Here is a 26,877-nt window from a genome sequence, read left to right as displayed (position 1 = left end):
CCGGCATCGACTTCACGTCGGCACCCTCAGCGCTCACGCCGACCTCGGCAAGCGACACGCTGTCCACGGTCTCGATCAGGTGACCAGCCGTCATACTCATCAGGCTCACTCCTTCGTGGAGACCCACACCTGATTCATGACACTCCCGGCTGGGGCGCGGTCGCTCGCCGGGTCTTGCTCAGCGGGGCATCGTGAGTGCCTCCCAGGCTGCCGCGATGCGCTCTGGGGCCAGCGGCTGGGCGCTTTTCCTGGCGGCGTGCGCGAGGGTGTTCCTGTGGGCGGGGTCCGTGAGAAGGGCGGCGGTGGACTCGACGAAAGCGTTCTGGACCGCCGGGGTGTTGATGTCGCCGGGTATGAGCAGACCGGTGCGGTCGTGGTGGACGCGTTCGGTCAGGGCGTCGATGGCGCTGGTGATGACCGGGGTGCCGGCGGCTGCCGCTTCGGCGGCCGAGAGGCAGTACATCTCGGGGAAGCGGCAGGGGTAGAGGGTGAGGGTGGCTTGTTGCTGGATGTCGATGAGTTCAGCGCGGGGGCGGGCGCCGAGCAGACGGACACCGTCGGGGAGTGCTCGGCCGCCGAGGAGTTGCTGCCAGCGGTCATCGGATTCGGAGTTGGTGAAGCCCCAGAGTTGCCACCCGCTGGTGACCCAGAGTTCGGCGTCGGGCACAGCGGCGCGGATGCGGGGCCAGATGCTGAGAGCGACGTCCAGGCCCCGGTTCGGCATGCTCGCGAAGAGACAGATGTTTGCTCGGCCCTCGACGGAGCGGGTGTAGCGGTGGGTCTCCACCGGCAGGGGGATGAGGGCGGTGGGGACGTCGACCTGGGCGGTGTCCAGCCGGTGCTGCATGGCGTGGGAGGCGAGGACGACCCGGCCGCCTCGGTCGCGGAAGGCGTCGGCGAAGGCGGCGGGGCCTCGGGTGCGGTCGTCGAGCATCCAGAAGAGGTGCTGGCCGGCCTTGGAGTCGGCTGGCCAGAGCGATTCGTCGAAGCGGACGGCGACGGCGATGTCCGGGGACGGGGCGCTGGGGAGTTCCCAGGTGTGGCGCCAGGTCACGCCGTCGTAGATGCCGGGCCGGTAGCAGCAGTTGAAGACCTCGACCTGGTGGCCGCGTGCGGCCAGGGCTCGGGTGAGCAGGACGAGGGAGGCTTCGCTGCCGCCGAGGCCGGGGTTCTCGTAGTCGGGCGGGTAGAAGCTGTTGCGCTTGGGGTAGTGGAAGTGCCAGCGCACAGGTGGTCTCCCAAGGCGGTCGGTGGCGCGGGTCAGTTGCGCCAGGTGTCTTCGCGTACGGCGGCGGGGTCGAGGCCGAGGCGGTACGCGGCGTGGACTGCGGCTGCGGACTGGAGGAGGCCGTCGATGCCCCAGTCGAGCAGGGCCGGGGCCTTGTTGATCGGGGTGATCAGTCGGCCGTAGGTGCGGCCGGTGTCGGGGTCCGGCTGCCGGGGCAGGAAGTCGCCGATCCTCGCGGCGTAGCGGAGTTGGGCGAACGGTTGCCGACCGTCCTCGGTGACCTCCTGGTAGCCGAGGTAGAGGAGGGAGTCGAGGGTGATCTGGCTTTCCTCCAGGCATTCGCGTTCGAGTACGGCTCGGGCGTCCTCGCCGGCCTCGGGCTTGCGGCCGGGCAGGCCATAGCGGCCCTCGTCCTCGCGCAGCAGCACCCGGCCGCTGGCGTCGAAGCAGAAGCCGTAGACCTGGCGGACGGTGATGCCCTCGGGCAGCGGGTCGGTGGTCCAGCGGAAGGTGGCCATGATGCCTCCTGTCGAATCTCGATGTCGTCGAAGTGGCTTGCCAGTTGAGCGCTCATGGGTGTGAAGTTCTCGATATGCCGGTCGTGTTCTGCAAGCCGGACGCACTCTATGGACCGAGTAGCCGGGTGGACGCCAACCGCGCCGAGGCGCTGCTCCTCGCGCCAGGGCAGCCCGCGCGCGTTCGTGCTCGGGGCGTCAGCGAGCCGGCAGCGGGGCGGGCACGGCGGCAGCCGGTCGACCGATCCACGCTGTCTCCGAGGCGTCCGCGCAGCCGGCGCAGCGCCGGACTCGGCGTGCCGGCCTGGTAGCGCCCGAACAGCACCGGTACACCGCGACCGTCTGCGGGTCGGCCGCGACGAACCACCGCTGACCATGCGGCGCGCCGGACAGGTGGGCCGTCATGCGCCTTCACTGCCCCGTCCGGTGTCCCGGTCCCGCTGGATCGCGGTCGGCAGGTCGGCTGCCGTGGCCCAGGCGGAAGGGCCTTCCAGCCCGCGGACCACGGTGACCCGGTGGCGCTCGGTCGCGGTCGGTATACGCGCAGAGGGAGTGGTGCCGCAGTGGGGAGCGGTGGCGTGGACAACGTGATCCCCCTCCCTGGGCTGCTGGAATGGCGGCTGTTCAGGTCACCGGTGGTGGAACCCCCGCGCCAGGAGCTCCCCGTGGAGTGCGGTGAGATCAGGTGCGCAGGTACGGGGAGGCGGACACCTCGTACAGGTACAACCGGCGCAGATGATCGCCGAAGGTTCGCCGAGGCGGCCCCTGGGGCACGCACTCCCCCCTACCCGGGGAGCCACAGACCACCAGGAACCCCCCGCGTTCCGAGAGCCGCGCGGACAGGGCGGACACGTCGGCCTGGTTCACGGCGACCGCCTCTGCCGGACCGACGACGACGCCCCGGACCCGTCCCTGCTCCAGTGCGTCGATGACGGTCTTCCACCCGGGGCGCTCGTCGAGCGGTGTCAGCACGCTGACGTCGGACGCCTCTTCGGCGGCCCCCCAGCCGCGCGCGTCCGCGTAGCAGCGGCTCAGGGAAACCAAGCGGCTTCTCGCCGCTGCGTCCTGGTCGGCGGTGTAAAGGGCCACGGGCACTCGGCCCGTGCGGTGGCGGTCCTGCTGCATGTGAACCACTGTCCCGGCACGGACAGCACTGGTGAATGCACGAGGCGTAGCAGCCGGGCAGGTTCTCCGCCCCTGACTACTACGCCTCATGGGACTACCACGCACCGTGGTAGTCCGAAGTCGGGTTATCGCGCGGCAAGGCTGACGCCCGCTGCGGCGGCCACCTTCCGGACCTTGGTGACCGACACGTCCGCCAGCCGTCCCACGATCACGCCGGGGAGTGCCTGGTGCCGAACCCAGGTGGGGGCCATGGCGCAGACCTCCTCCAACTCGCTTGTGGCCGCGTCCCACTGGCGTGTCTCGGTGCGGATCAGCGCCACGTCCAGCTTCCAGCGGGCGCGGGTGGAGAGCGGCATGTCGCGGTCGAGGGTGGTCGTCCCGATCAGGCGGAGCGCCTGGCCGGCGTCCCCCAGGGCCAGGGCCACCGAGAGCGCCTGGGTGGCGGCGTAGCTGGGGCCGAAGGGCTGGCCCTGCTGTCCCCGTGCGTGCTCGCGCCCGATGCGTGCGGCGACGGCGTGTGCCTGGCTGAGGTAGTCGCGGGCGGTCTCCGCGCTGGCGCCGCCCCGGCTGGCGGCCACGGCCGCGTTGGTGACGAGTTGGCCGTAGACGCTGAGCCGGTCGGGGTCGCTGTCGGACATGCGGGGCTCGACCGCCGCGGCGGCGCGCTCGGCTGCCTGGACGCCGCGGGTGGTGTGCCCGTCGCGGAGGTAGATCCAGGACAGCGACGCGGCGAGGTGGGCGTCGCGCAGGTCGTCGCCCACCTGGCTGGCGACCTGGCGGCCGTACGCGATGGCGGCATAGCCGAGGTCCCGCGCGCCGAGGATGTTCGCCATGGTCGCCGAGGTCTGGTACGCGTCGGCGAGCACCTGTGCGGCCCGGGTCTGCTCCGCGCCGGTCAAGGAATCCCGCAGCCCCCGCGCTTCCGGGAGCAGCCGGGACAGGATCGCACCCAGCTCGACGTACGCGCCCTTCCAGAACGCTTCGTCGGCGCGGCGGGCGACCTTCCGCAGCTCCTCCACCGAGCCAGGCTCGACATCGCCGACGTCGCCCATCGCCGACGCGTGGACCGCTGCGGAAACGGCTCGCAGCGCGGAACGCTCGTCCAGATCCATGCCGCGCCGGGGAGCTTGCTGGCCGACCATCACGGACACGTCCGTGCCGAGCGCGTTGGCGACACGCAGCAGCGACGGGAGCGACAGGTTGCCGCCCTGCTCCAGCTTGCGGATGGTGCCGACTGACAGACCGGCGGCGGCAGCCAAGCCCTCCTGCGTCAGCCGTTCACCGCGCAGTAACTTGACCCGTTCTCCAGTGGTGCGGTCGGACCACTGCGTCATAGCCTGCCTCCGTTCCGTGACTGGCCCCACAGGCGACGGTACGCGCCTCAGCCGCGTGATTGAACGGAACTGCCCTGCCAGGATGTTGAAGCCCGGCCGAGGCAGGCCTCCGTCACACCGCGACGATCTCCAGTTGCAGCAGGCCAGCAACTCTTTGGGCCGTCTGTCGACTGCCGTCGCCGAGGATCGCCGTCATGCCCAGCTCCTCGGCCGGAGGGAGGTTCCGCTCGTGGTCGTCCACGAAGACGACCTCGCCAGCCGCCAATCCCATGCGGTGCAAAGCCAGTTCGTAGATCGCGGGGTCAGGCTTCGCCACGCCCTCCAATTCGGACACGACGTGCACATCGAACAGGTCCCAGACGCCCATCTCGCGGTAGGGGTCGTACGGGTCCAGCCCGAACGAGTTGGACAGCAGCCCCACCACCAGGCCGGCGGACCTGGCGGCCCGCGCCAACCCGATCATCGCCACAGACGCCCGAACCCCCGCCCAGGCCCGCCCCATCAGGTTGACACTGTCGGACACGCCCAGCAGCGGCCCGGTCCGCTCGTTCCACTCGGCTTGGCTGATCCGCCCCACCTCCAGGTCGGCGTACAGCACCCGCCCCTCTTGGTGATCGTTGAGCGTCGACCGCCAGGCGTGCGGTTCGAGACCCTGCTCGACACACCACGTGCGGTGGACCCCGAGAACCTCCTCGGTCAACACCCCGGCGAAATCCAGCAGCAGGCCCCTGTAGGGCGCAAGCGATGTGCGTCCAGCCATTCCTCACCCTTTCGGTGTCACTCCAGGGAAGGTACCGCCGGCAACGCCCTTCACCGCGCGCCCTGCCAGAGAGGGTGTTTGGAAGGCCCCCGCCCGGGTCGAGACCCGGGCGGGGGCCGGACCGTCAGAAGCTGTCCGGGCACCACGGCCGCAGCGGCGTCCGCAGCGTCAGGTCGGCGCGGGCGGCTGCGCCCGGCACCAGCTCCCGTACCAGCCCGGCCGCCACCAGCCGGGGTACCGTCTCGCCGCCGAGGTAGAGCGAGGAGAGCGCCGAGACGTCCAGCGCCAGGTCGGCCGGGTCGCCGGTGCGGGTGCAGATGCCGCTGCCGTCGGCCGCCGTCTCCAGCGCCCAGCGGCCCTCCGCGTACCCGGCCCGGTCCGCGACCTCGAACACCACCCGGCCCGGCGCCCCGTAGCTGCGCGCGCCGAAGGCGGCGGCCACGTCCAGCACCCGGGCCCAGAGGAAGTCCCCGCCGTCCTGGGTGGGGCGGGCGGCGCGCGGGTTGTTCAGCAGCAGCGGCAGCGGGTCGTCCGGCGCGATGTTCTTGATCTTGACGTGCTGCACCCAGTCCACCGAGAAGGCGAAGCGCCACAGCGCGGCGGCCGCCGCGCGGTCCGCCGCCACATGGTCCGCCACGGTGAGCGGACAGTCCGGCAGGCCGCCGTTCCAGTCCTCGCTCACCCGGTAGACCAGCATCCCGGTCACCCGGCCGTCGGCGTCGCGGTGCAGCGCGGCGAAGGGTTCCTTCCAGTCGAAGCCCGGTATGGACAGGTCGCCGGTCCGCACCCGCCAGTCCTCCGGGCGGCGCTCGATCGCGCCCGGCTGGCTGCGGCGGAAGCGGTCGAACAGCTCGGGGCCCAGCTCGCGGACCTCCGCCATGGTGGCCAGGTCGATCCGGCCGCCGTCCGGGGCCGGGACCGGCCGCAGCCCACCGGCGTGCCCCAGGTCGATGTCCAGGCCCAGCCGCTGGGTGGCGGGACCGAAGCCGTACCGGCCGTAGATGGCGTACTCGGCGGCGATCAGGATCGCGACCGCCTCACCCCGCTCGGCGGCGGCCGCCAGATCGCGGGTCATCATCCCGGTGAGCAGGCCACGCCGCCGGTGGGTGGCGGTGACGGTGACGCTGGTGACCGCGTTGGCCGGCACCACGGCCCCGCCGGGCACGGTCAGCTCGGTGGTGAAGCTGCGGAAGGTGGCGACGCAGCGGTCCCCGTCGTACGCGCCCAGCGTGCGGCCCGGCTCGAACGACAGCCGCCGCCACTCCGTGCCGTCCGGCGCGTCGGACCGTAGGAAACCCGTGTGGACCGCCCGGGACCAGCCCGACAGGTCCTCCTCGTCGATCGCGCGGATTCCCAGGGTGGGCCGACTCTCCGTACCGCTCTGCTGTATCACCATGGGGGCACCGTACGGCGGCCGGAACCATCCGGGCATCCGATTTTCGCCATGCCCCTATCCGCTCCCCGGTACCCGCCCCTCGCCCCGGTGGCGCGGGCCCGGGTGGCGCGGGCCCGGTCAGCCGCCCGCCAGCAGGTCCTCCACCCTGGCCTCGCCGGCCCGGTAGCGGCGGGTGATCTCGGCGCTGCACCCGTCCAGCGTGTGCTGGAGCGCCTGCCGCCGGTGCGAGACCTCGCGCTCGTACGCGGCCAGCCGGTCCAGCGCCGCCGCCAGCGCGCCGTCCCGCTGCGCGGCCAGGTCGGCCAGCCGCACATCCCCCATCAGCTGGTCGGCCTCGCAGCCGTACCGCTCGCCGCGCGGGGTGCCCAGCGTGACGTGCCGGGCGCTGCGGAACCGCCTCGGGCCGTCCGCGAGGATCTCCGGCAGCCGGTCGAGCAGGTTCTGCGCCGGGATCGGCGGGCCGCCGCGCTCGGCCCGGCCGCCGGCCGCGCGGCGCGCCAGTTCGGCCCGCAGGATGTCGATCCGGCCTTGGAGCAGCCGGCGCAGATAGGAGAGGTCGGCCTCGTCCTCCTGGGCGGTGCGGCGCAGCGTCCGCAGCTCGTCCAGGCCCAGGGCGGCCAGGCCCAGGGTGGTCGGCGGGCGCCCGATGTCCGCGCTGCCCGTGCCGGGGGCGGGCACCGGGGTGGCCTTCGCGCCGAGTGCGCCGTGCGGTCCGCTGTGCTCGTCCATCAGCCACCTGCTGTCTCTCGGTCGTCCCCGGCCTGCCCCTGCCCACGCGCGGCCGGTGCCGCCGGTGCGCGCGGCACCCGTCCGGGCGGCGGGCGGCGGCCCCGGGACGGCCGGGCGGCGGGCGGTGCGTGTACGCGCGCGGGTGTGCGGCGGCGCCGCGCCGGGACCCCACCCGCTCCCGCATGGTGCCATCCGGGACGTACCGGGCGCATCGCGGGTCCACCCGATCGGAGCCGTGGCGAATGCCCCTGGCTAATACGACCAACGCGGCCGCCCTGCCCTGGCGCCCCCCCGGGCGGGCGCGCGGTCCTGCCGGGGGGCGCGTGCTGGCGAAGTGCGCCCTGGCGATGCGCGGGGTGTGCGCGGTAATGGCGGGGCCGCCGGGGAGGGGACAATGGAGGCATGCGAGCAGTGGTGCAGCGGGTGACCGAGGCGAGTGTGACCGTGGCGGGCGAGACCGTGGGCTCGATCCTGGGGCCCGGACTCTGCGTACTGGTGGGGGTGACCCACGACGACACCCCGGAGACCGCCGCCGCGCTGGCCCGCAAGCTGTGGTCGCTGCGCATCCTGGAGGGCGAGAAGTCCTGCTCCGACCTGGGGGCGCCGCTGCTGGTGATCAGCCAGTTCACGCTGTACGGCGACGCCCGCAAGGGCCGCCGCCCCACCTGGAACGGCGCCGCGCCGGGCCCGGTGGCCGAACCGCTGGTGGACGAGGTGGTGGCGCGGCTGCGGGCGCTGGGCGCGACGGTGGCCACCGGCAGGTTCGGCGCCGACATGAAGGTGTCGCTGGTCAACGACGGGCCGTTCACCGTCCTGCTGGAGATCTGACCGCCGTTCCCGACCTGGAGGCCGCCCCATGGCACCCGTACCGGCATCCGAACCGTCGTCCCCGCCGCCCCCGGTGGTGGCCGTGCGCGGCGAGGCCGCGTTGGAGGTGGACCCGGAGCTGGCCCGGCTGCTGGTCACCGTCTCGGCCCGCGACAAGGACCGCCGCCGTACGCTGACCCGGCTCACCGAGCGGCTGGACGCGGTACGCCGCCAGGTCGCCGGGTACGGCGACGCGGTGGAGCGGGCCGAGACCGGCTCGCTCTGGGTGCAGCCCGAGTACCAGGACTCCCGGCGGGCCGGCGAGCGGATCAGCGGCTACCGGGGCAGCGCCGAACTGCGGATCACCGTGGCCGAGTTCAGCGTGCTCGGTGACCTGCTGCTCGGGGTGGCCGACCAGGAGCTGACCACGGTGGCCGGCCCCTGGTGGGAGCTGCGCCCCGACAGCCCGGCCCACCGCCGGGCCCGCGAGCAGGCCGTCCACGCCGCCCTGGAGCGGGCCCGCCAGTACGCGACAGCCCTCGGCGCCACCCTCACCGGCCTGCTCGAACTCGCCGACCAGGGCCTCAGCACCACCACCCACCCCCACCCCGGCCCCCTCCCCGCCCCCGGCGCCGCCCTGCGCTCCGGCACCCCGACCCCGACCCCGTACCCCCACCTCGACCTCGAACCGGTCAAGCAGCACCTCCACGCCACCGTCGAAGCCCGCTGGACCATCAGCCCCCCAACAGCCCTCTGACCCTGGCGCAACCCTCTGACCCCGACGCGGCCGGTGCCTGCCGGTGTGGGCGCGCCGCCGACCAGCCGTGAAACGCCGGTCAGGTCCCCGTGATGTCCTTGAGGTCGGCGCGAAGCCGGACGACACCCCGGTGGGTGCGCAGATCGCGGCGCCGGGAGAGGTCGGCTTCGAGGTCGAGCAGGGTGCCCCGGACCTGGGCGGAGCGGACGGTCGAGGCGTACTGGAGCAGCGAGGTGGCGGTGACGAGGGTCTGCTCGACGTCGTCGCGGCGTAGGTAGGAGCGGGCGAGCCATGTTCCATGGAGAAGTGCGTCGCGGTCCTCGGTGCGCTCGGCGTGGGTGCCGAGCCACCCGGTGATCAGTGGGTCGGCCTCGGTGAGGAGGGCGGCGGAGCGCCGGGAGTGGGTGGCGTCGCCTGCGAAGGCCGCGACGATGAGGCTCTGCCCGGTGACCACGTTCAGGTCCGTGAGCCAGTACAGCCACGGCGGTCGGCTGCCGAGCGCGTCGGGGTGGTCGAGATGGCGCCGGGCCTCGTCGGTGGACTGGCGTAGCCCGTGGATGTCGCCCAGCGCGGCGTGGGCGTGGGCGTGCCGGGCGGCGGCCAGGGCCCGGACGGCGGGCGATGCGCTGCGGGCGGTGGCGATGCCGGCGTTGGCCAGGTCGATCGCGTCGCGGAAGTGGCCGAGGGTGATGGCCTGGTAGGTCAGGCAGCCGTGCAGGTGGGAGGCCAGGGCAGCGTCACCGGATTCGTGGGCGGCGGTGAGCCCGGTGCGGAAATACCGCTGCGCGAGGCCGTGCAGCCCGGCATCCATCGCCATCCACCCGACTGTCTGGGCCAGTTGCGCCCACAGGTCGATGGTGCGGGTACGGGTGGCTGCGTCGGTGAAGCGGCTCGCCCGCACATGGTCGGCCACGAGCGTGAAGTGCCGGTATGCGTGGCGAAGGGTGGAGCGGTCGCCTCCCTCGGCGTCATCGAGGTGGCGGACGGCATCGACAGTGGCGGCGATGGCGTCGGTGATGGCCGGGGTGACAACGGGGCCGGGTAAGGACGCATCCGGAGCGGCGCCGACCCTGGTCGCGGCGGTGGCGGTGAGAGCGGGGCCGGTGAAGGCCGCGCCGCTGACAGCCAGGAACGTCCTGCGGTCCATGTCGCCCCCGTCCTGGGTGACCCATTGCGTGGCTGTCTCCACGGTAGCGCCGGGCCCGGTGGGCGCGGGCAGGCCGTCGTCCGCGCGCACCCACGCCGCGGAAGGACGAACCCCGGCCCCCCACAGGCGGGTGAGCGGCACAGGGCGGCCGAGAGCTCGAATGTGTGACCGCTCCCTGGCTTTGTTCGCCGCGTCATGCTGGAAGTTGCTGTTGGAGGTCGGCTACCAGGCTGCGGACGGCGGGGGAGCGGGGCGCGCTGGGAGTGAGGTCGCGGCGCAGTTGCTGGAGCAGGGCGATACTGCGGGCGGAGGTGACGTCGGGGAGCCGGCGAGTTGCAGTGCGTCGTCGGTGCGGCCGAGGTCGGCGGCCTGGTTGCTCATCAGGCCCATGATGCTGGCGGCCAGGGCGGGGTCGGCGGCGGCATGGGCGGCCCGCAGACCGGTGAGGTACCAGCGCTGGGCGTCGCCGTCGTCCTGGCGGTCGTAGGCCATGAACCCGGCGGTCTGGGCGAGCTGGGCGGTGCAGGCAGCCAGGCGCCTGCCGCTGGGCTGGTCGTAGCCGGCGTGCCGGAACATGTGAGAAACGGCGGTGAACTGGTCGCTGACGAAAAGGTACGCAGCTCCGCCCTGCTGGTCGTCCAGTTGCTGGACTCGGGTGACGATCTCTTCACAGAGTTGGAGGACGGGCTCGCTGACGGGGCCGGTACCCCCGGTCCGGGTGGACAGGTGGGGAGCGGGGTGTTCGATCGCCTGCCACGCCGGGCTGGTGAGCGCGGCACCGGAGACGGCGATGAAGTTGCGCCGGGACAGCATGCTCGGAGCCTGCCCTTCCGCCAGGAGGTCCAGGAGCCCTCGGGTGTCCCAGGCTACGTCCAGGCCATGGTCGGCCGACGTCCATGACAGGGAGCGTGCCTTGCCGCGCGTCCACACCTGTTCATAGGAGAGATCGGTACCGAGGGCCTGCGACAGGAGTTGCACGGTGGCCTCGGGCACCGGTGCGTGGGGGACTTGGCCGCGGAGCCACTTGTACGGGGTCTTGTCGTGCACGTGGCGGCGGCTGCTCCCCTGAGTGAGGGGGGCCGCCTTCGGCATTGAGGGCCAGGACTACGCCACCCGCTATCAAAGCGGTGACCCGTTGACCACTCTGACGCCCCATCGGCCCGGCGCGCTCACTCAGCCAAGCGTGTCCGCAAGCCTCCTGATACCCCTTCCATTCCACCCGGTGTGCTCTACCGGGTACGTTCTGTGCAGGGAGCCGGATCAGGTGGACCCGAACACCGCATGGACATCGGAGGCGTGCAGTGCTTGAGGAGCGGGAGTCCGTCGGAAAGCGCGTCCGTCGCGCACGGCTGCGCCTCGGTATGCCGCAGGCCGACCTCGCAGCCGCCATCGGCAAGACCCAGGGCTGGGTGTCCAAGGTGGAGAAAGGCCTGATCGAGCTGGACCGCACCAGCACCGTCAACCGCCTCGCCGCAGCCCTGCACTGCCACCCGAACGACCTGGTGGAACGCCCGTACGTCGCGGGCAAGGCTTCGGAGAACCAGTGGCAGGTGTCGGCAGCCTCGATCCTGCGCGAACTCCGCCGCTATGACCTCGCCCCGACGTTCGACGGCCGGCCCCGAGCGTCGGCCGAGCTGTGGCAGGAGACCGAGCGGCTGCACCGGTTGCGCGACGCGGCAGCCAATGTCGCCATCCTGCGCGTGCTGCCCGACCTGCTGCGGGAGGCCCGCGCCCTGGCAGAGGTGGCGACCGGTCGCGAGCGCGAGGAGGCGTTCGCCGTCTACTCGGTGGCGTGCAAGTTCACGCACACGGCGGCTCACGCCCTGGGCCACCCAGAGTTGATCGCCATGGCCTGCGAACGGGCCGCCTGGTCCGCGCGGTTGTCCGGCGACCCGGTGACGATCGCGGTGGCCGACTGGATGCGGGTCCGGGACATGTGGGCGACAGCCGACTGGGACGACGCCCTCGCGCTCTCCGACCAGGCACTGTTCTCCATCGAGCGTGCATACGACTCCGGTGACACCCTCGCCGTCCGGGCCTGGGGGACGCTGCACCTGCGCGCCGCCGTCTCAGCGGCACGCGCGGGCAATCGCAGCCAGTGTGAGGAGCGCATCCGGTACGCCCGGGAAGCGGCGGAGCGGATCGACAGCGCCGACGGGCCGCCGGTCTTCGACCGCCACTCGCTGACGTTCTCCTCCGGCAACGTCCAAATCCACGGGATCTCCGTGCAGTTGGAGATGGGCGACCACCAGACGGCCCTGGCGTTGAACGAGCGGGCCGACCCGCAGCAGGTCACGGCACTGCCCAACTCACGACGCGGCCACCACCGGATGGACCTGGCACGGGCCTGGCTCTGGGACGGCAACCGGGAGAACGCCCTGCGGGAACTCGAGAACGCAGAGCGGATCGCCCCTCAGCTCATCCGCAACCACCCGATCGCCCGCGCCACCCTCCGCAGGATCGTCTACGCGGAGCGGACGGCCACCCGTGAGAAGCTGCGCCGCATGTCCGACCGCTTCCACCTCGACGGATAGAACCGGCGAAGAGGCATTCCTCAGATTCATATTCATCTGTAGTCATCCCCATACAGTCAGTGGTCATGAGCGAAGGAAACGCAGCTCGCGAGGCTGTGACCTGCCCGCCGTTAGGCTGGACACCACGCCTCGGTGACCTTGCCGAAGACACCGCCACCGACCGAGTAGGCGTTGTGGTGGATGTACCCGGAGCAGGCGTTTACGCCTACCACCTCTGCCCTCCCGGCGGCGGTGACGAGTGGACCGCACTTCCGAACGGTTCCACGCTCCGCCCCACCGGTGCCCCGCCGCCCGATTCCGAGCGCGTCGAGCAAATCGACGAGAGCCAGAGTTCCTGACCGTGCACCAGACCGCTGCATGGGGCTGTTGCGCAATTGCTTCTCGTCGGCACGACCCGACCACACCCTCCATTCCTGGGGTGACGGTGCCTGCCGGCCGAGCCCATCCCCACCTCGTCCGAGGAGATTCCGCCATGCCCGTGCACAGCCGTGCCCTCTTCCTGGCCCGCGCCCCCTCCAGCGTCCGCGTCGGACGGCTACAGATCCGCCAGCTGGTCACCGGCTGGGGTGTGATGAGGTGCGTGTTCATGGCTCTCACATCTCTCGTGCTAGTCGGTTCAGGATCTCGGGGGTGTCCTCGGGTGCCGCAGCTGAGGCGGTCATAGCAGCCCACCGCCTCAGGAACCGGTCGATCTCGCGGGGCTTGTCCGGACTTTCCCTCACCCGGTACCGATCTGCACCATCACGAGCAGCCCCAAGGTTGAGAGCTGTCTCGCCGGTTAGACCCCACCTACGGCGAGGACCGAACCGCCCGCAGAGCACCGCCACGGCTGGGCCCGCTCAGGCCGCCAGTACCGGCAGCGAGCGCAGGCGTTCCCGGAATGCGCCGACGGCCGGCTCGGCGTAGTGCGGCCTGAGGTACCCCTCGAACTTCTTGAGCCGATCAACGGCACGGGCGGACTGCACCTTGCCCTCCAGCAGGCCCAGCCCCCGGTTCGCCGCATCGAGCGCACCGTCCAGGTCCTTCCCCGCGAGACGGGCGGTGGCCAACCGGCCCGAACGGACGGCCTGGTCACGCGGGACGGCTCGGTCGACGGAAGCCGCGAGCGCGTCCGTCGCCCGGTCCACCTGGCCTGAGCGAAGCATGATCTTGCCTTCGGTGGAGCGGAGTTGGGCCTCGCCGTACCAGGCAAGCCAGGTCGGCATCTCCTCGGCGCCCTGGCGTTCCCACAGGTCGAACGCCCGGTTGAGCGCAGCGCCCGCCTGAGCGGGCAGGTTGTCCCGGGACAGGCTCTCGGCGTGGTGGAGTTCCAGGTAGCTCCGGACGCCCGGAGAGGTGTCACCGGGCGCATTGCGCAACGCGGTCTCCACCAGCCCGACGCGCTCGGCCGACCTGCCGCCCTCCGACAGATGGACGCCCATCTCCGCCAGCAGAAAGGCGCCCAGGACGCTGTTCCCCGCAGTCCGGGCGGCCCGCAGGGCGCCGACGTAGTACAGCTGACCGGCTGAGCGGAGGCCGGAGTCATAGGCCATCCAGCCGGCCAGGTACGAGACCTCCGCAGCGAGGCCGTACAGGCGGGCGGCCACCGCGTCGGTGCAGGAACCGTGTTGCAGCAGGCCGGTGATCAGCGACAGGTCCGCTCGGGCCTGTTCCAGGAGGCGGGCACCGCCCAGCTGGTCGTCAAGGGTCCGCAGTGTGGCCACCCGCGCCTCAAGGGTGTCCGCCATCCGATCGGTGACCCGGTCGCCGCCGAGCGCTTGGGCGAACGCCTCCGGGGCGGCGGCCCAACTCGCCGCGACGGCGGCCATCGCAGTGCCGGTGACAGTGAGAAACCCGCGACGATCCATACGTCCACTCCCGACCAGGTTCACCAGTACCTCCACGGTACCGGCAGGCGTCCACGGCGCCGTGATGCCCGTCACTTCCCACACGGGGAGCCAACCGGGCCACGGGTCGCCCGCGCCCGGCTGGACGGTGTGCCTCCGACTGCGTCGAGTTCAAGGGCTGCGACTTGGGAGCAGCGAGACGGCGGTGTACAGGGGCGCGCGGGTCAGCGGGGGTTGGGGAAGGCGGTGCGCAGGGTGGGGCCGTTGACGATGAAGGCGGCTGCGGCCATGGGGAGGGCGCAGGCGGCCTGTGTCGCGACGAACCACGGCGGGAGGGCGCCGAGGGTCGTGTCGATGGTGATGATCGCGATCGGCACGGCGATCGAGATGACGCGTACGCGGAGATAGGCCCACCGTGCTCCCCGGGCGGCGCGGGCGGTCAGCCAGTAGGTCACGGCGGCGCTCGCGAGCACTCCGGCCGATCGGCCCCACATGAACGAGGTCACCGTGTGTCCGGTGGTCGCGAGGACGACGACCGTGACCAGGACTGCGGCGCTCAGCGCGCCGTAGGCCGCGACGAGGGTCTTCGTCCTGCCGAAGGCCCGGTGGGTGCGGTGGGTGTGCGGGTGGTCGAGCTGGGCGGCCTCGGACTGCCCGACGGCCCATCGACCCTGGCCGACCGCCGCTCCACAGCCCGGCGTGCCGGATCGTCCCTTGCAACGGCCAAGGTCGTAAAGGCCCTCCAACTCGGTGGCTGCGGCGTAAGCGCGCCCGGGGTGCCCCCAGGTGCCTGCGGCGGACCGGGTTACGCGGTGCGCTCGATGTGCTCGAAGATCTCGATGTCGGTCTCCTGCTGCCACGCGGGCAGGGCATCCCAGTCCGCGATGTAGGAGGGCTTCGGGTCGGGGATGTGGGCGTGGATCTGGCCGATCCAGCAGAGGGCGACGAACCGCCCCTTCTGCTCCCTGGTCAGCTTGGAGACCGCGCCGCCCGTGGCATCGATGAACCCACGGATCTGCCCATGGACAGCGGTCGCACTCGCCCGCTCCCAGTCGGGCATCTCCTCCCACGGCGAGATGTATCCCGGCTTGGGCTCACCGGGAAAGTGCTTCTTCACGCCGGCGATCCACGCCTCGCGAAAGCTGCGCCCGCCTTCGTCCGCCATTTGTTCCTCCTGGGTGATAGTCACAACGTACTCATCTGCCGAGAGCCGTGATCTCGTCATGCAACTGACGAACCTGTACGTCACCCTTGAACGGGGTGAGCAGTGGGTCAAGAGCACGCAGCTTCTGACCGACGACGCCCGAGTTCGTACGACGTGCGATGGCCATCGCGGCACCTGTGTAGGTGATGACGCGCTGTGTGTCCTGGAGTTGGGCACCGACCTTGGCCAGGTCCACCAGAACGCCGGCGCGCCTCCGGGTCGTCACCGCCTCCACGAGCGCCTGGTTCAGGGCTTCCTCCGCCAGGTCCGGCCGCTGAAGCGTCGCATAGCAGGAACCGCGCTGCTCAGCGAGACGCGAGCCGTCGAAACGAAGCCAGCCTCCCGTGTGTACGCGTCCGGTGAGCTGATCCACCCGACCAGCGGTGTCAAGGGAACGCTGGCAACGCTGGAAGTCGCCGAGCCCCGCGTATGCCTCGGCTTGGGCGGCTGCAACCCAGTAGCGCGTGGAGAGAGCGGAGTCACCGCGGCGGGCCAAAGCTGAGGCCAGTTCCAACATGGGCGTGGCCTTCGTGAACTGGCGCTCGTAGATGGAGATGAAGGCGTGCCGGGTGAGGGCACAGGCCCAGAGGTCGAACGCTGCGGCCTCCTTCCCGGCTTCGGCGGCCAGTGTGTAGCAGTGAGCTGCCTCGGTGTAACTACTGCTGTCGAAGAACGCTTCACCAGCGAGTTGGAAAAGGTCAGAGATCAGGACGCAGAGGTCTCGACGGGCCTCCGCACCCGGACTGCCACCAATCTCTGCACGGAGTACGTCGAGCTGATCACGCACCAGGGGAAGCACCTGGGACTTGCTCGGAGCCAGAGCGAACACCTTCCAGAGGTGTTCATTGAGCCGCGTGTAGTCCGCCAATGCGAACCTGCCCGGCGCGCCCGGAGCGTCGAAGCCGCCCCGCTCGCCCCCGAGGGCTGCTCCGTCAGGTATGGCGAGCATGGTGCCGGTCACGCTGAGCAGGCGCAGCAGCTCACGACGGTTCATGTCATCCATCTCCGTGATCGCGTCCGCAAGTGGACTCGGGGGCGTCGGAGGGACCGGCCCATCGACGGCAGCGTACGCGCCTGTCTCCCAGGGGCGCGCGGCAAGCCCCAGCATCCCACCCGGGATACGAAGTCCGTCCGCTACTCGTTCAATCACCTCGATGTGCGCGACAGTCCGCTGCCCTTTGACGATCTCACCGACCCGGCTCGGCGTCATGTCGCAGAGGGCGGCGATGCGCGACGGGTAGATGCCCGCGTGCTTGCGCACCAAAGTGAAGATCGCTGCAAAGTCCCTGGCACGGCATGCATTCAGCATGTCGGGAGCGTTGAGCAGCGACGTGGGAAGGTCTCGCGGAATCTGCCTCGTCATGGTGCAGGCACTCACAGGACGGATGGAACACGACTCGACGTCCCATCACTTTATCCACGTTGGGTAACCATGTGGGCCTTTATGCGTACTCCCACAGCACGGCATCGTCGGAGTTGGCCAGCGTCTACCGAAGTTGGCCGGCGGTCCGTGCATGAGGACGGGAGACGCACATGCTGGCGAGCATTCGCGCGAAGGCGGAACCGGTCTGCGATCTGTGGGTGCCCGCGAACGCGGGCGCGGTGCGCTTCGCCCGCCGACGGGCCCGCTCGGATCTGGTGGACGCGGGCTACCCCCGCGAGGGGCTGGCAGACGTGGACCTGGTCCTCGGGGAAATGGTCGCCAACGCAGTCGACCACGGCTGCTCCGGCCTCGGCCGGGCCCGGCTGCGCGTGGCCGCCGACGGCCCACACCTGCTGGTCGCGGTGTCCGACCCGAGTCCGCGACCGCCCGAGATCAGCGAGGCCGACCCGGAACAGGAATCCGGGCGCGGCATGTTCCTGGTGGCCGCCGTCGCGGACACCTGGGGCGTGATCGCACACCGCTTCCGCGCCGGCAAGACGGTCTGGGCCCTCTGCACGGTACCGACGCCCGGCCACACCATCCGCTGACGAAACACAGCGCCCAACCGAAAGGACAGACGATGACCAAGCCGAAGCGGCAGCCCACCGTCCCCTACATCACCTCGTGGAGCAGCGAGGAGGAGGCCGCGCCGGAGGTGGTGGAGGACGCCCTGACCGGGGGCATCGCCTTCCGGCGGGAACGGGTCGGGGACCGCGACGAGTACGGGGTGCTGTGGCGGCGGAGCGGCAGCCGGCCGGGCAAGGGACAGCCGCAGTACGCCCGGGTGCACCCGTACCGGCAGCGGCACGCCATGCGGCACCTGCGCTGCCAGATCTGCGCCGCACCCGCCGACCGCGACGACCGGGGCGTGCTGTGGCTGCTCCACGACGACCGGGGCGACTGGCCGAACTGGCCCGAGCAGATGGCCGCCACCCACCCCCCGGTCTGCCTGCCCTGCGCCCCCCTCGCCACCCGGCTCTGCCCCCACCTCACCGGGCACCACACCGCCGTACGCGTCAAGAACCCCCAGGTCGTCGGCGTCCACGGCGCCCTCTACACCCCCGTCCCCGGCTCCCCACACCCCCGACTCGCCACCCGAATGACCATGCTCTACACCGACCCCGGCATCCACCGCATCCTGGCCGGCCAACTCGTCACCGCCCTCCAGGACTGCACCCCCGTCGACCTCACCCACGAACTCACCAGCAGCAGCACCACCGCCCGCTGAGGAACCGCCGTCCCACCGATCGACCTCGGCGTCGAGCCGCTCCCGATACGCGGCGACGCGCTGCGGATCGGTGACGACGTGCGGTCGGATGTCCTGCCACGCCTTCATGCCTTGCACTCCTCGTGTCCAACTCGCTGTGCCCCCAGACGAAATGAGGACTGATGCGCGTCACCGAGTCCGCCCGCATTGCCGGGACGACCAGCCCGCTTCGAAGCCGACCGGCTGTCCGCCACTTCTTGGAGGGACCGGCGCTCAGCCCTGCGGATCTGTCCATGGTGCTGCTCGTCACCGCAGAAGCAGCCGACCGCCCCATGCCCACGGTTACGCTCGAGCAGATTCCCTCCGTGATGCGTGAGACCGCCGCGCTGGGCATCCGGTCGGTGAAGCTGTTCGCCGAGTCCGCCGCGCGGGACGCCACAGGCGAAGCCTCACACAGGTCCGACTCGCTCATGGCCCGCGCGATCCGCTCCGCCAAGGAGGCGGAGCCGTCCATCGCGGTCATGACCGAAACATGCCTGTGCAGCTATACCGCCGACGGGGTCTGCTACCTCACCGACCGGTACGGGCGGCCGGATGTACCGGCCACGGTTGACGTGACCGCCAGGCAGGCGGTCGTACACGCCGAAGCAGGAGCGGACATCGTCGGCCCCGCCTCGATGGTGCTCGGAACGACGAGGGGCGCACGGCTCGCATTGGACGGGACCGGGCACGAGAGTGTGTCCGTCATGCCGCATGTGATCTTCTGGAGTTCGCTGTACGACGGATTCCGGCTCACCATGGGCGCCACGCCGAAGGCCGGAGTCGACCGCGAATTTCAGATCAACCCCGGTAGGCCCGAACAGTTTGTGGACTCGGCCCTCAAGCTGGTGAGCGACGGGGCTGACATGTTGTTGCTGGAGCCCGCACTGTTCTGTGCTGATGTACTCCGCGAACTGCAGACGCGTACCTTGGTGCCACTCGCGCCGTTCTCGGTTTCAGGCGAGTACAACGCGCTCACTGACGTGGAATCCGACACCGGCAGGCGGGATGTCCGCAAGCTGGTGGAACTCTTCACCATGTTGAAGCGGGCAGGCGCTGCCGCCAGCATCACGTACGCGGCGCTGGATATCGCCCGGCAGCTCGGTTAGACCGCCGTGGCGGTCCGCAGCGCGTCGAGGATCGAGCGGGCGCCCTGGTCGGTGAGTCGGCCGGCCAGGGCGGTGCCGAGCTTTTCCGGTTCGGAGGACGGGCCGGTGAGCGTGCCGGAAACCCGCTGGCGGCCGTCCAGCGAAGTGACCTGGGCGAACAGCGAGAGGCTGCCGTCCGGCCGGGTCTCGGCATAGGCGCCCACCGGCACGCTGCATCCGCCGTGCAGTTCGGCGAGCAGGGCCCGTTCCGCCCGGACCTGGGCGTCGACGGCCGGGTCTCCCGCAGTCGCCAGGACCGCACGGACGGCGGAGTCGTCCGCGCGGACCTGGATGCCCAGCGCCCCCTGCCCGGGGCTCGGCGGGAACAGCTCCAGCGGCAGCAGCTCACCCACCTCGTGCTCCAGACCGAGTCGGCGGAGCCCGGCGGCGGCGAGGACCACGGCGTCGAGGCCCATGGTCTCGATCTTCTTCAGCCGGGGCGGGACATTGCCCCGGATCGGGACCAGCTCCAGGTCAGGACGTACGGCCAGCAGCTGCGCGATCCGCCGGGGAGCGCCGGTGCCGACCCGCGCCCCCTTGCGCAGCCCGGCCAGCGTCGAACCGCACAGGGCGTCCCGCACGTCCTCGCGCCCCGGCGGGGGCAGCAGCACCAGACCCGGCGGGTTCGCTGTGGGGAGGTCCTTGAGGGAGTGGACCACGGCGTCCACGTCACCCCGGAGCAGGGCCGCCTCCTGCTCGCTGCTGAACGCGCTGCCGCCGCTGGCGGCCGACACATCGGAAAGCAGCGACCTGCGATCCCGGTCGCCGCCTTCCAGAATCACCCGGTGCGTAAAGGTGACCTCGGGGAAGCGCTCACGTAGCGGGGCGAGATATCCACGCACCTGGGCTTTTGCAAGGTTGCTCGCACGCGACCCGATGAAGAACGCAGCCATGGGAGCCGCCTTTCCACGCCCGGCAGGATTTCAAGCAATGCTACGCCGTTATCCTGCCGTGTTTTACAGACGGGATGTCGGCATATCGCGGCGGCCGCCGGTGGCCCGGTTACGCTCCGAAAGGGGCCGACCGAGCGGGCGCCGAGGCACGACGGGGCGCGGTGCCGGCTCCGGGAGCGGGTGGGAGTTGGGGAGGGTCAGCGGGGGTTGGGGAAGGCGGTGCGCAGGGTGGGGCCGTTGACGATGAAGGCGGCTGCGGCCATGGGGAGGGCACAGGCGGCCTGTGTCGCGACGAACCACGGCGGGAGGGCGCCAAGGGTCGTGTCGATGGCGATGATCGCGATCGGTACGGCGACCGAGATGACGCGTACGCGGAGATAGGCCCACCGTGCTCCCCGGGCGGCGCGGGCAGTCAGCCAGTAGGTCACGGCGGCGCTCGCGAGCACGCCGGCCGATCGGCCCCACATGAACGAGGTCACCGTGTGCCCGGTGACCGCGAGGACGACGACCGTGACCAGGACTGCGGCGCTCAGCGCGCCGTAGGCCGCGACGAGGGTCTTCGTCCTACCGAAGGCCCGGTGGGTGCGGTGGATGCGGTGGATGCGGTGGGTGTGCGGGTGGTCGAACTGGGCGGTCTCGGCCGCGGTGTGGTCGGCGGTGTCCATGTCTCGCTTCGTCCCTACTTCCTCGCCGGTGTCGTCTGGCCTGGTATCGACGCTAGGGACCGCCTCGGGGGCGCGGTATGCGCCTGGACGCCGGGGTGGGTGGGGCCAGACCCACGTCGGAGCCGATCCGGGGGGTACCGGGCTGCGTGCGGTGCACAGTGGAGACACCGAGCCGTACCGGCCGGATCGGCGCGTCGCGGGAGTCGCGGGTGCCACGGTCGGGGCGATGAAGCAGCGGGATGGATGAAGCAGGGATGAAGGAGGGGGAAGGTTTCATGCGACAGGTGGTCTCCTGGGTGGCCGGTGCCTGCGTGGGGTTTGCCCGAGCGTGCGTCGTGGCGGTCGTCGGCATGCTGGTCCCGGCCGTGTGGGCCGCCGCCGTGGCGCTGGGGATCTGGTGGGGGCCGGGAAACCCGTGGTCGTGGCCGGCGCCGTTCCTGCTGGTGTGCGTGGGCACGCTCGCCCTGTCCCGCCCGGTCTGCCGGACGGTCCGCTTCCTCGTCGCGAGGTGGACCGCCACCGTCGTCCCCGCCGGATACCGGCAGGCCGGGCCGGTGACGCAGTTGTCCACCGGCTACTGGTGGAACGGCTTCGGCTACGAGCGCACCAGCCGCGACGCGCTGCTGGACCAGAGGTGGCGGGTCCGGTGGGGCGACCCCGCCACCTGGCGTGACCTGCGGTTCACCCTGATCCTGCCGCTCACCGTAGGCGTGGTCGCGTCCCTCCCGCCGGCCGGGGTGGCTGCGGCGGTCCTCGGGTTCGGGCAGTCGGGCACCGCCGCGCACCTCGTCAGGGTGCTCGGCCTGGTCGTGGCCCTCGCCGGTGCCCCGTACGCCTGGCGGCCGGTCCAGCCGGTGGCCGTCCGCTTCCTGCGTGCCTCGCCGGCGATGGTGCTGGCGGACCGGGTGGCGGAGCTGACGGCCCAGCGCGCGGACACGACGGTAGCGCAGGCTGCGGAGATCCGCCGGATCGAGCGGGACCTGCACGACGGAGCACAGGCCCGCCTGGTCGGGCTCGGGCTCTCCCTGGCGACCGCGGAGAAGCTGATGGAAACCGACCCCGACCAGGCCAGGGCGCTGATGCGGGAAGCGCGAGCCGGCGCCGTCACGTCACTGACCGAGCTCCGCGAACTGGTCAGGGGAATCAACCCACCGGTGCTGACCGAACGCGGGCTCGTCGACGCCGTACGCGCTCTCGCCATGGACAGCCCACTCGAAGCGACCGTCAGCGCCGAGGTCCGGCTGCGCCTGGACCCGCCGATCGAGTCCGCCGTGTACTTCGGAGTCGCGGAACTGGTCACCAACGCGGCCAAGCACGCCCATGCCACCCGGGCGCGGATCTCCATCGCCCGGGACGACACCGGGATCGTCGTCGACGTCGAGGACGACGGCCGGGGCGGGGCCGACGAGCGGCCCGGCGGCGGACTCGCGGGGCTGCGCCGCCGCCTCGCGGTCTTCGACGGCACCCTGGAGATCACCAGCCCGGCGGGCGGTCCGACCCGGGTGAGGATGATGGTTCCATGCGAATCGTTGTAGCCGAGGACCTCTACCTGCTGCGCGACGGGATGGTCCGTCTCATCGAGGCGTACGGGCACCAGGTGGTGGCGACGGCGAGCACCGGGCCCGAGACGCTCGACGCGCTGCTGACCTGGCGACCGGATGTCGCCGTCGTCGACGTCCGCATGCCGCCGACCCAGTCGGACGAGGGCCTGCGCGCGGCTCTGGCCGCCCGTGGCGAACTGTCCGGGCTCCCGATCCTGATCCTCTCCCAGCACGTCGAGCAGTTGTACGCCCGCGAGCTCCTGGCCGACGGCGCCGGTGGCATCGGCTACTTCCTCAAGGAGAACGTGTTCGACGCCGATCAGTTCATCGACGCGCTGGAACGGGTCGCCGGCGGCGGTACGGCCATGGACCCGGCCGTCATCGCCAAGCTGCTGTCCAGCGGGTCCTCCCACCGGCGCCTCGGCGGGCTCACCGAACGCGAGCACTCCGTGCTCAGCCTGATGGCCGAGGGACTGTCCAACCAGGCCATCGGCCGGCGGCTCTTCCTCAGTGACAGTGCCATCAGCAAGTACACCACCTCGATGTTCGGCAAACTCGGCCTCACCGATGACGACAACAGCAACCGTCGCGTCCTCGCCGTCCTCACCTATCTGAACCAACCCTGACGTGCCCTGGGGCGCGGCGTGCGGCGGGCCGGTCGGCCGGGGAATGTCCGGGTTCTGTCCCGGCGGACCCAAGATCATGTCACGGGTGGTCAGCTCCGCAACCGGGAGGGTGGGGCTGCCGTCCTGGCCAGTGAAAGCCACTGCCCGGTGCGGCGCTGCGCCGCACCGGTCCCCGAACAGCCCAGGAGTGGACATGAACGTACGCTCGCCCCGCGCCGCCGTCCGGCTGGCCGCGACCGGTGTGGCCGTCGCCGCGCTCGGCCTGACCGCGCTACAGCCCGCGTCCGCCGCCACCGCCAAGCCCACCGCCAAGACCACCGCCAAGACCGCTGCCACCGCCAAGACCACCGCCAAGGCCAAGGCGGCCGCCAAGGCCAAGACCCCGGCCTGTTCCGGGAACTCGATGAAGGTCACCGTGCGGAAGGTGTCCCGGCCGGTCAACCATCTGCTGCTGGTGGCGACCAACACCTCCAAGAAGACCTGCGCCGCCTACCAGGCCCCGTACCTGCGCTTCGACCAGGCCCAGTCCGCCACCCAGTTCTACGCCAAGAGCCGTCCGCACGCCGTGGTGCTGCTGAAGCCCGGCAAGTCCGCCTACGCCGGGATCAAGACGTCCGCCGGGAACGGCAAGGGCAAGCACGCGCACTACACCAGGAAGCTCGGCGTGATGTTCAGCAACGCCAAGCAGACCGGCAACGTCGGCAAGGCGCTCAACGCCAAGCTGCCCGGCGGCAAGGTCTGGACCGACGACTCGGCGTTCGTCACCTACTGGCAGGGCAAGTCGGCCGACGCGCTGAAGTGGTAGTCCCGATACCGGGCGCGGTGGCCGGGCCGCCAGGACGACGACGGCCCGGCCACCGCGGTACGACTACTGCGGTACGACGACCTCCTGGCCAGCCGGTACGGTGCCGGCCAGCAGCAGGGCGTCCAGCGGGACGTTCCGCTTGACCAGCGCCAGCGCCACCGGGCCCAGCTCGAAGTGGCGGGCGGCGGAGGTGACGAAGCCGACCGGGCGGCCGTCCGGGCCGTCGGCGGCGAGCCGGACCTCGGTGCCGTGGGCGGGCAGCAGCTCCTCGGTGCCGTCCAGGTGCAGGAAGACCAGCCGGCGCGGCGGGCGGCCGAGGTTGTGCACCCGGGCGACCGTCTCCTGCCCCCGGTAGCAGCCCTTCTGGAGGTGGACGGCGGTGGTCAGCCAGTCCACCTCGTGCGGGATGGTGCGGTGGTCGGTCTCGAAGCCCAGCCGGGGCCGGTGCGCCTCGATCCGCAGCGCCTCGTACGCCCAGATCCCGGCCGGCTGCCCCCAGCCCTCGGCCAGCGCGGGCAGCTCGGCGCGCGGCACGAACAGGTCGCGGCCCCAGGGGGTCTCGCGGAGGGCGGCGGCGCCGGTCGGCTCCGCGATGGAACCCGCCGGGAGGTGGACCACGGCGTAGTCGCCGGTGGCGTCGGTGACCTCCACCCGGTAGAAGAACTTCATGCTCTCCAGGTAGCCGATCAGCGCCTGCTGGGTGCCGGGCTCGACATGGGCCCAGGCGGTCGTCCCGTCGTCCACCAGGTACAGCGCGTGCTCGACGTGGCCGTGCGGGGAGAGGATCAGCGCCTCGGTGGCCTGCTGCGGCCGCAGCTCGCTGACGTGCTGGGTGAGCAGCAGGTGCAGCCAGCTGAGCCGGTCCTCGCCGCTGACGGTGACCACGCCCCGGTGCGAGAGGTCGACGAAGCCGGTGCCGGCGGCCAGCCGGCGCTGTTCGCGGAAGATGTCGCCGTAGTGCGCGGCGACCCCCTCGTCGGCTCCTTCGGCGGGGACGGCACCGGGCAGGGACAGCAGCGGGCTCCTCATGACCCCACCTTACGAGGCGGCGGTGGACTGGTGGCGGGCGGTGCACTCCGCGCAGCGGCCGAAGATGGCGAAGTGCTTCATGTCGGTGTCGAAGCCGTACTCCGCGCGCAGCCGGTCGATCAGCGGGGCGGCGACCGAGGTGTCCGTCTCGGTGACCTTGCCGCAGTCGCGGCAGACCAGGTGCATGTGGTGGTGGCGGTCCGCGAGGTGGTACGTCGGCGCGCCGTGGCCGAGGTGGGCGTGCGAGACCAGGCCCAGCTCCTCCAGCAGCTCCAGGGTGCGGTAGACGGTGGAGATGTTGACGCCGCTGGCGGTCCGGCGCACCTGGGTGAGGATGTCGTCGGGCGTGGCGTGGTCCAGGGCGTCCACGGCTTCCAGGACCAGCTGGCGCTGCGGGGTGAGGCGGTAGCCGCGGGTGCGCAGCTCCGTCTTCCAGTCGGTGGGGCTGCTCTCGCTGCTGGTCCTGGCCACGGCTCTCAATCCCTCGCGCGCTTCGGCGTCCGCCGGCCCCCAGTCTAGGGACCGGGGGCCGGATGCGGGGGCGTACGGCGGAGCGGAGGACCGGGCGGTGCGGGGCTCAGCGGAAGAAGGCTATGCCGTCGTCCGGCAGGTCCGCGATGTCCTCCAGCAGCTTGGCCGGGTTGAGCACCTTCTTGAGCTGCGCGGACATGTACGGGCGCAGCGGGATCTCGGGGGCGGCCTTCTCGCCGACCCACATCAGCTCGCCGCCGACCAGCCCGTAGAGCCGCTTGCCGCCGCTGTAGGGGGCCGCGGTCCGGCTGCGGGCGACGGCGTCGGTGGCCAGCTCGATCTGCGGCTTGCCGTCGGCCAGCTCGCCGTACCAGATCTCGATGACGCCCTCGTCGCGCACCATGGCGACCTCGATGCCGCGGACGCCGGCGGCGCCGCCGGCGTTGCTGGTGATCCGCCAGAAGCCGGACTCGTTCTCCAGCGGGCGGACCTTGTTCCCGGCCTCGTCCAGCACCCAGGTGCGGGAGCGGTACTCCAGGAAGGCCCGGCCGTCGTGGCGGAAGACGACCTCCTGGCCGAAGTTGCACTTGTCGTACCCCGGCCTCGTGTCATCGAGGGGGGCGAAGACTCCCGCGCCCTCCCAGGTGCCGAGGAGGAAGGCGAGCGGTACGACGTCCTTGTGGAGGTCGGAGGGGATCTCGATCATGGTCCTGGTCATGCCTCGGGGTCTCGCGGGACGGCGGGTCGGCGGGTGGCGCCGGGCCACCCCCCACCGTACCCCGATGTCAGCGCTGGCCCTGGTACAGCTTCAGGACGGCGAAGACCGCGAACCAGACGATGGCGACAGCCACCACGGCGAGCAGGACGGTGTAGGCGGTCTCAAGCACCTCTGTGCTCCTCAAGGCTTCGATGGTGAGGGTACGGCTGCACGGGCAGTCTAGTGCGCGGTGTACGGCGGATCGCCGGGAGGCCCACCGCGTAGGCTGGCGCCGGTCGCCGTACGACATGAGGAGCGGGCTGTGGCGAAGAAGCTGGTCATCAAGGTCACCGCCGGGGCGGACGCGCCGGAGCGCTGCTCGCAGGCGTTCACGGTGGCGGCGGTGGCGGTCGCCAGCGGGGTCGAGGTGTCGCTCTGGCTGACCGGGGAGTCGGCGTGGTTCGCGCTGCCGGGGCGGGCGGCGGAGTTCGAGCTGCCGCACTCGGCGCCGCTGCCGGAGCTGCTGGACGCGGTGCTGGCGGGCGGCTCGGTCACCCTGTGCACCCAGTGCGCGGCGCGCCGGGACATCACCCAGCAGGACGTGCTGGCGGGGGTGCGGATCGCCGGGGCGCAGGTCTTCGTCAGCGAGGCCGTCGCGGACGGGGTGCAGGCGCTGGTCTACTGACCGGGCGCGCCCCGCTCCGTCCGGGGCTGCTCACTTCTCGTCCCACCAGCGGTCGTCCGGGCCGCGCCGGTTGGCGACGATCGCGGCGCACGGCGGGATGACCATGGCCACCACGCACATGGCGATGGCGGCGGGGACCGACCAGAGCCGGACCACGGCCCACGCCAGTACGAAGAGCAGCACGCACACGCCCATCATGGCGAAGTACGCACGCCGTCGTCGCGCCTGCATGCCTCCACCGTACGTCCGGCGGCCGGTACGCAGGCAGTACGCGACCGGTGCGCGG

Annotated in this window: 29 protein-coding genes; 10 read left to right on the top strand and 19 right to left on the bottom strand. The window is 71.5% G+C overall.

What is annotated here, in order from left to right:
* Nucleotides 1–178 precede the first annotated feature (178 nt).
* From ACIQGZ_RS28695 to ACIQGZ_RS28665, 7 genes are all read right to left on the bottom strand, one after another.
* Complete coding sequence (locus ACIQGZ_RS28695) at nt 179–1,228, bottom strand: glycosyltransferase family 4 protein (protein WP_402607430.1); 1,050 nt, start codon at nt 1,226–1,228, stop codon at nt 179–181.
* A gap of 32 nt (nt 1,229–1,260) precedes the next feature.
* A complete protein-coding gene (locus tag ACIQGZ_RS28690) occupies nt 1,261–1,746 on the bottom strand; it encodes an NUDIX hydrolase (RefSeq protein WP_402607427.1) in 486 nt (161 codons plus the stop codon).
* A gap of 678 nt (nt 1,747–2,424) precedes the next feature.
* Nucleotides 2,425–2,868: a recombinase family protein gene (locus ACIQGZ_RS28685; RefSeq protein WP_402607424.1), complete on the bottom strand. Its 444-nt coding sequence runs from the start codon at nt 2,866–2,868 to the stop codon at nt 2,425–2,427.
* 125 nt (nt 2,869–2,993) lie between these two features.
* Nucleotides 2,994–4,202, bottom strand: a complete 1,209-nt coding sequence (locus ACIQGZ_RS28680; protein ID WP_402607422.1) for a helix-turn-helix domain-containing protein — start codon at nt 4,200–4,202, stop codon at nt 2,994–2,996.
* Between the two features lie 112 nt (nt 4,203–4,314).
* Complete coding sequence (locus ACIQGZ_RS28675) at nt 4,315–4,962, bottom strand: HAD-IA family hydrolase (RefSeq protein ID WP_402607419.1); 648 nt, start codon at nt 4,960–4,962, stop codon at nt 4,315–4,317.
* Between the two features lie 124 nt (nt 4,963–5,086).
* The gene (locus tag ACIQGZ_RS28670; RefSeq protein ID WP_402607416.1) at nt 5,087–6,358 is read right to left on the bottom strand and encodes a GNAT family N-acetyltransferase; all 1,272 of its coding nucleotides are present in this window, start codon (nt 6,356–6,358) and stop codon (nt 5,087–5,089) included.
* Nucleotides 6,359–6,475: 117 nt separating this feature from the next.
* Nucleotides 6,476–7,087 (bottom strand): hypothetical protein, encoded by a 612-nt coding sequence (locus ACIQGZ_RS28665; RefSeq protein ID WP_402607413.1) that lies wholly within the window; start codon nt 7,085–7,087, stop codon nt 6,476–6,478.
* 402 nt (nt 7,088–7,489) lie between these two features.
* On the opposite strand from ACIQGZ_RS28665, the gene dtd reads away from it, so the two are divergent.
* Both dtd and ACIQGZ_RS28655 read left to right on the top strand, forming a co-directional pair.
* Nucleotides 7,490–7,915 carry a D-aminoacyl-tRNA deacylase gene (gene dtd, locus ACIQGZ_RS28660; RefSeq protein ID WP_402607410.1) on the top strand — a complete coding sequence of 142 codons (426 nt, stop codon included), beginning with the start codon at nt 7,490–7,492 and terminating at the stop codon, nt 7,913–7,915.
* Nucleotides 7,916–7,943: 28 nt separating this feature from the next.
* Nucleotides 7,944–8,651 carry an SIMPL domain-containing protein gene (locus ACIQGZ_RS28655; RefSeq protein ID WP_402607408.1) on the top strand — a complete coding sequence of 236 codons (708 nt, stop codon included), beginning with the start codon at nt 7,944–7,946 and terminating at the stop codon, nt 8,649–8,651.
* 79 nt (nt 8,652–8,730) lie between these two features.
* On the opposite strand, the gene ACIQGZ_RS28650 is transcribed toward ACIQGZ_RS28655, so the two are convergent.
* Nucleotides 8,731–9,798, bottom strand: coding sequence for a hypothetical protein (locus ACIQGZ_RS28650; protein WP_402607406.1), 1,068 nt, complete (start codon nt 9,796–9,798; stop codon nt 8,731–8,733).
* Between the two features lie 222 nt (nt 9,799–10,020).
* A complete protein-coding gene (locus tag ACIQGZ_RS28645) occupies nt 10,021–10,845 on the bottom strand; it encodes a hypothetical protein (RefSeq protein WP_402607403.1) in 825 nt (274 codons plus the stop codon).
* Nucleotides 10,846–11,099: 254 nt separating this feature from the next.
* Here ACIQGZ_RS28645 and ACIQGZ_RS28640 point away from each other — a divergent pair, with 254 nt between their 5' ends.
* Nucleotides 11,100–12,332 carry a helix-turn-helix domain-containing protein gene (locus tag ACIQGZ_RS28640; RefSeq protein ID WP_402607400.1) on the top strand — a complete coding sequence of 411 codons (1,233 nt, stop codon included), beginning with the start codon at nt 11,100–11,102 and terminating at the stop codon, nt 12,330–12,332.
* Between the two features lie 839 nt (nt 12,333–13,171).
* On the opposite strand, the gene ACIQGZ_RS28635 is transcribed toward ACIQGZ_RS28640, so the two are convergent.
* From ACIQGZ_RS28635 to ACIQGZ_RS28620, 4 genes are all read right to left on the bottom strand, one after another.
* Complete coding sequence (locus tag ACIQGZ_RS28635; RefSeq protein ID WP_402607398.1) at nt 13,172–14,179, bottom strand: transcriptional regulator; 1,008 nt, start codon at nt 14,177–14,179, stop codon at nt 13,172–13,174.
* Between the two features lie 203 nt (nt 14,180–14,382).
* The gene (locus tag ACIQGZ_RS28630) at nt 14,383–14,904 is read right to left on the bottom strand and encodes a hypothetical protein (protein ID WP_402607396.1); all 522 of its coding nucleotides are present in this window, start codon (nt 14,902–14,904) and stop codon (nt 14,383–14,385) included.
* Between the two features lie 59 nt (nt 14,905–14,963).
* On the bottom strand, nt 14,964–15,323 hold the full coding sequence (locus ACIQGZ_RS28625; protein WP_402607394.1) for a hypothetical protein: 360 nt from the start codon (nt 15,321–15,323) through the stop codon (nt 14,964–14,966).
* A gap of 31 nt (nt 15,324–15,354) precedes the next feature.
* Nucleotides 15,355–16,725: a transcriptional regulator gene (locus ACIQGZ_RS28620; protein ID WP_402607392.1), complete on the bottom strand. Its 1,371-nt coding sequence runs from the start codon at nt 16,723–16,725 to the stop codon at nt 15,355–15,357.
* Between the two features lie 170 nt (nt 16,726–16,895).
* Between ACIQGZ_RS28620 and ACIQGZ_RS28615 the strand changes: the two genes are divergently transcribed.
* The 3 genes from ACIQGZ_RS28615 (at nt 16,896) to ACIQGZ_RS28605 (ending at nt 19,140) form a co-directional block, all read left to right on the top strand.
* On the top strand, nt 16,896–17,333 hold the full coding sequence (locus ACIQGZ_RS28615) for an ATP-binding protein (protein ID WP_402607390.1): 438 nt from the start codon (nt 16,896–16,898) through the stop codon (nt 17,331–17,333).
* Nucleotides 17,334–17,365: 32 nt separating this feature from the next.
* On the top strand, nt 17,366–18,013 hold the full coding sequence (locus tag ACIQGZ_RS28610; RefSeq protein ID WP_402607387.1) for a hypothetical protein: 648 nt from the start codon (nt 17,366–17,368) through the stop codon (nt 18,011–18,013).
* Nucleotides 18,014–18,174: 161 nt separating this feature from the next.
* A complete protein-coding gene (locus ACIQGZ_RS28605; protein ID WP_402607385.1) occupies nt 18,175–19,140 on the top strand; it encodes a hypothetical protein in 966 nt (321 codons plus the stop codon).
* On the opposite strand, the gene hemC is transcribed toward ACIQGZ_RS28605, so the two are convergent.
* Nucleotides 19,137–20,072 carry a hydroxymethylbilane synthase gene (gene hemC, locus ACIQGZ_RS28600; protein ID WP_402607382.1) on the bottom strand — a complete coding sequence of 312 codons (936 nt, stop codon included), beginning with the start codon at nt 20,070–20,072 and terminating at the stop codon, nt 19,137–19,139. The two genes, ACIQGZ_RS28605 and hemC, sit on opposite strands and share 4 nt — an antisense overlap.
* Before the next feature lie 197 nt (nt 20,073–20,269).
* Nucleotides 20,270–20,737 carry a hypothetical protein gene (locus tag ACIQGZ_RS28595; protein WP_402607380.1) on the bottom strand — a complete coding sequence of 156 codons (468 nt, stop codon included), beginning with the start codon at nt 20,735–20,737 and terminating at the stop codon, nt 20,270–20,272.
* A gap of 275 nt (nt 20,738–21,012) precedes the next feature.
* Here ACIQGZ_RS28595 and ACIQGZ_RS28590 point away from each other — a divergent pair, with 275 nt between their 5' ends.
* The 3 genes from ACIQGZ_RS28590 to ACIQGZ_RS28580 all read left to right on the top strand — a co-directional run bounded on the left by ACIQGZ_RS28590 (nt 21,013) and on the right by ACIQGZ_RS28580 (nt 23,709).
* Entirely contained in the window at nt 21,013–22,272 is a 1,260-nt protein-coding gene (locus ACIQGZ_RS28590; RefSeq protein ID WP_402607378.1) for a sensor histidine kinase, read from the top strand.
* Nucleotides 22,257–22,904 carry a LuxR C-terminal-related transcriptional regulator gene (locus tag ACIQGZ_RS28585; RefSeq protein ID WP_402607376.1) on the top strand — a complete coding sequence of 216 codons (648 nt, stop codon included), beginning with the start codon at nt 22,257–22,259 and terminating at the stop codon, nt 22,902–22,904. Before ACIQGZ_RS28590 ends, ACIQGZ_RS28585 begins: the two co-directional genes overlap by 16 nt.
* Before the next feature lie 193 nt (nt 22,905–23,097).
* A complete protein-coding gene (locus ACIQGZ_RS28580; protein ID WP_402607374.1) occupies nt 23,098–23,709 on the top strand; it encodes a DUF4232 domain-containing protein in 612 nt (203 codons plus the stop codon).
* 63 nt (nt 23,710–23,772) lie between these two features.
* Here the strand turns inward: ACIQGZ_RS28580 and ACIQGZ_RS28575 are convergent, their stop codons facing one another.
* The 3 genes from ACIQGZ_RS28575 to ACIQGZ_RS28565 all read right to left on the bottom strand — a co-directional run bounded on the left by ACIQGZ_RS28575 (nt 23,773) and on the right by ACIQGZ_RS28565 (nt 25,915).
* Nucleotides 23,773–24,738 carry a YgfZ/GcvT domain-containing protein gene (locus ACIQGZ_RS28575; RefSeq protein WP_402607371.1) on the bottom strand — a complete coding sequence of 322 codons (966 nt, stop codon included), beginning with the start codon at nt 24,736–24,738 and terminating at the stop codon, nt 23,773–23,775.
* A 9-nt stretch (nt 24,739–24,747) separates the two neighbouring features.
* The gene (locus ACIQGZ_RS28570; protein ID WP_402607368.1) at nt 24,748–25,209 is read right to left on the bottom strand and encodes a Fur family transcriptional regulator; all 462 of its coding nucleotides are present in this window, start codon (nt 25,207–25,209) and stop codon (nt 24,748–24,750) included.
* A gap of 106 nt (nt 25,210–25,315) precedes the next feature.
* Nucleotides 25,316–25,915 carry an FABP family protein gene (locus ACIQGZ_RS28565; RefSeq protein WP_402607436.1) on the bottom strand — a complete coding sequence of 200 codons (600 nt, stop codon included), beginning with the start codon at nt 25,913–25,915 and terminating at the stop codon, nt 25,316–25,318.
* A gap of 313 nt (nt 25,916–26,228) precedes the next feature.
* On the opposite strand from ACIQGZ_RS28565, the gene ACIQGZ_RS28560 reads away from it, so the two are divergent.
* The gene (locus tag ACIQGZ_RS28560) at nt 26,229–26,591 is read left to right on the top strand and encodes a DsrE family protein (protein WP_402607366.1); all 363 of its coding nucleotides are present in this window, start codon (nt 26,229–26,231) and stop codon (nt 26,589–26,591) included.
* 30 nt (nt 26,592–26,621) lie between these two features.
* Here the strand turns inward: ACIQGZ_RS28560 and ACIQGZ_RS28555 are convergent, their stop codons facing one another.
* Complete coding sequence (locus ACIQGZ_RS28555) at nt 26,622–26,822, bottom strand: DUF3099 domain-containing protein (protein ID WP_402607364.1); 201 nt, start codon at nt 26,820–26,822, stop codon at nt 26,622–26,624.
* Nucleotides 26,823–26,877 lie beyond the last annotated feature (55 nt).

The sequence above is a fragment of the Streptomyces sp. NPDC092296 genome (assembly GCF_044755465.1).
GTDB lineage: Bacteria > Actinomycetota > Actinomycetes > Streptomycetales > Streptomycetaceae > Peterkaempfera.
The sequence above is the reverse complement of the archived record's forward strand: the minus strand, read 5'-3'. Positions and strand labels throughout refer to the sequence as shown.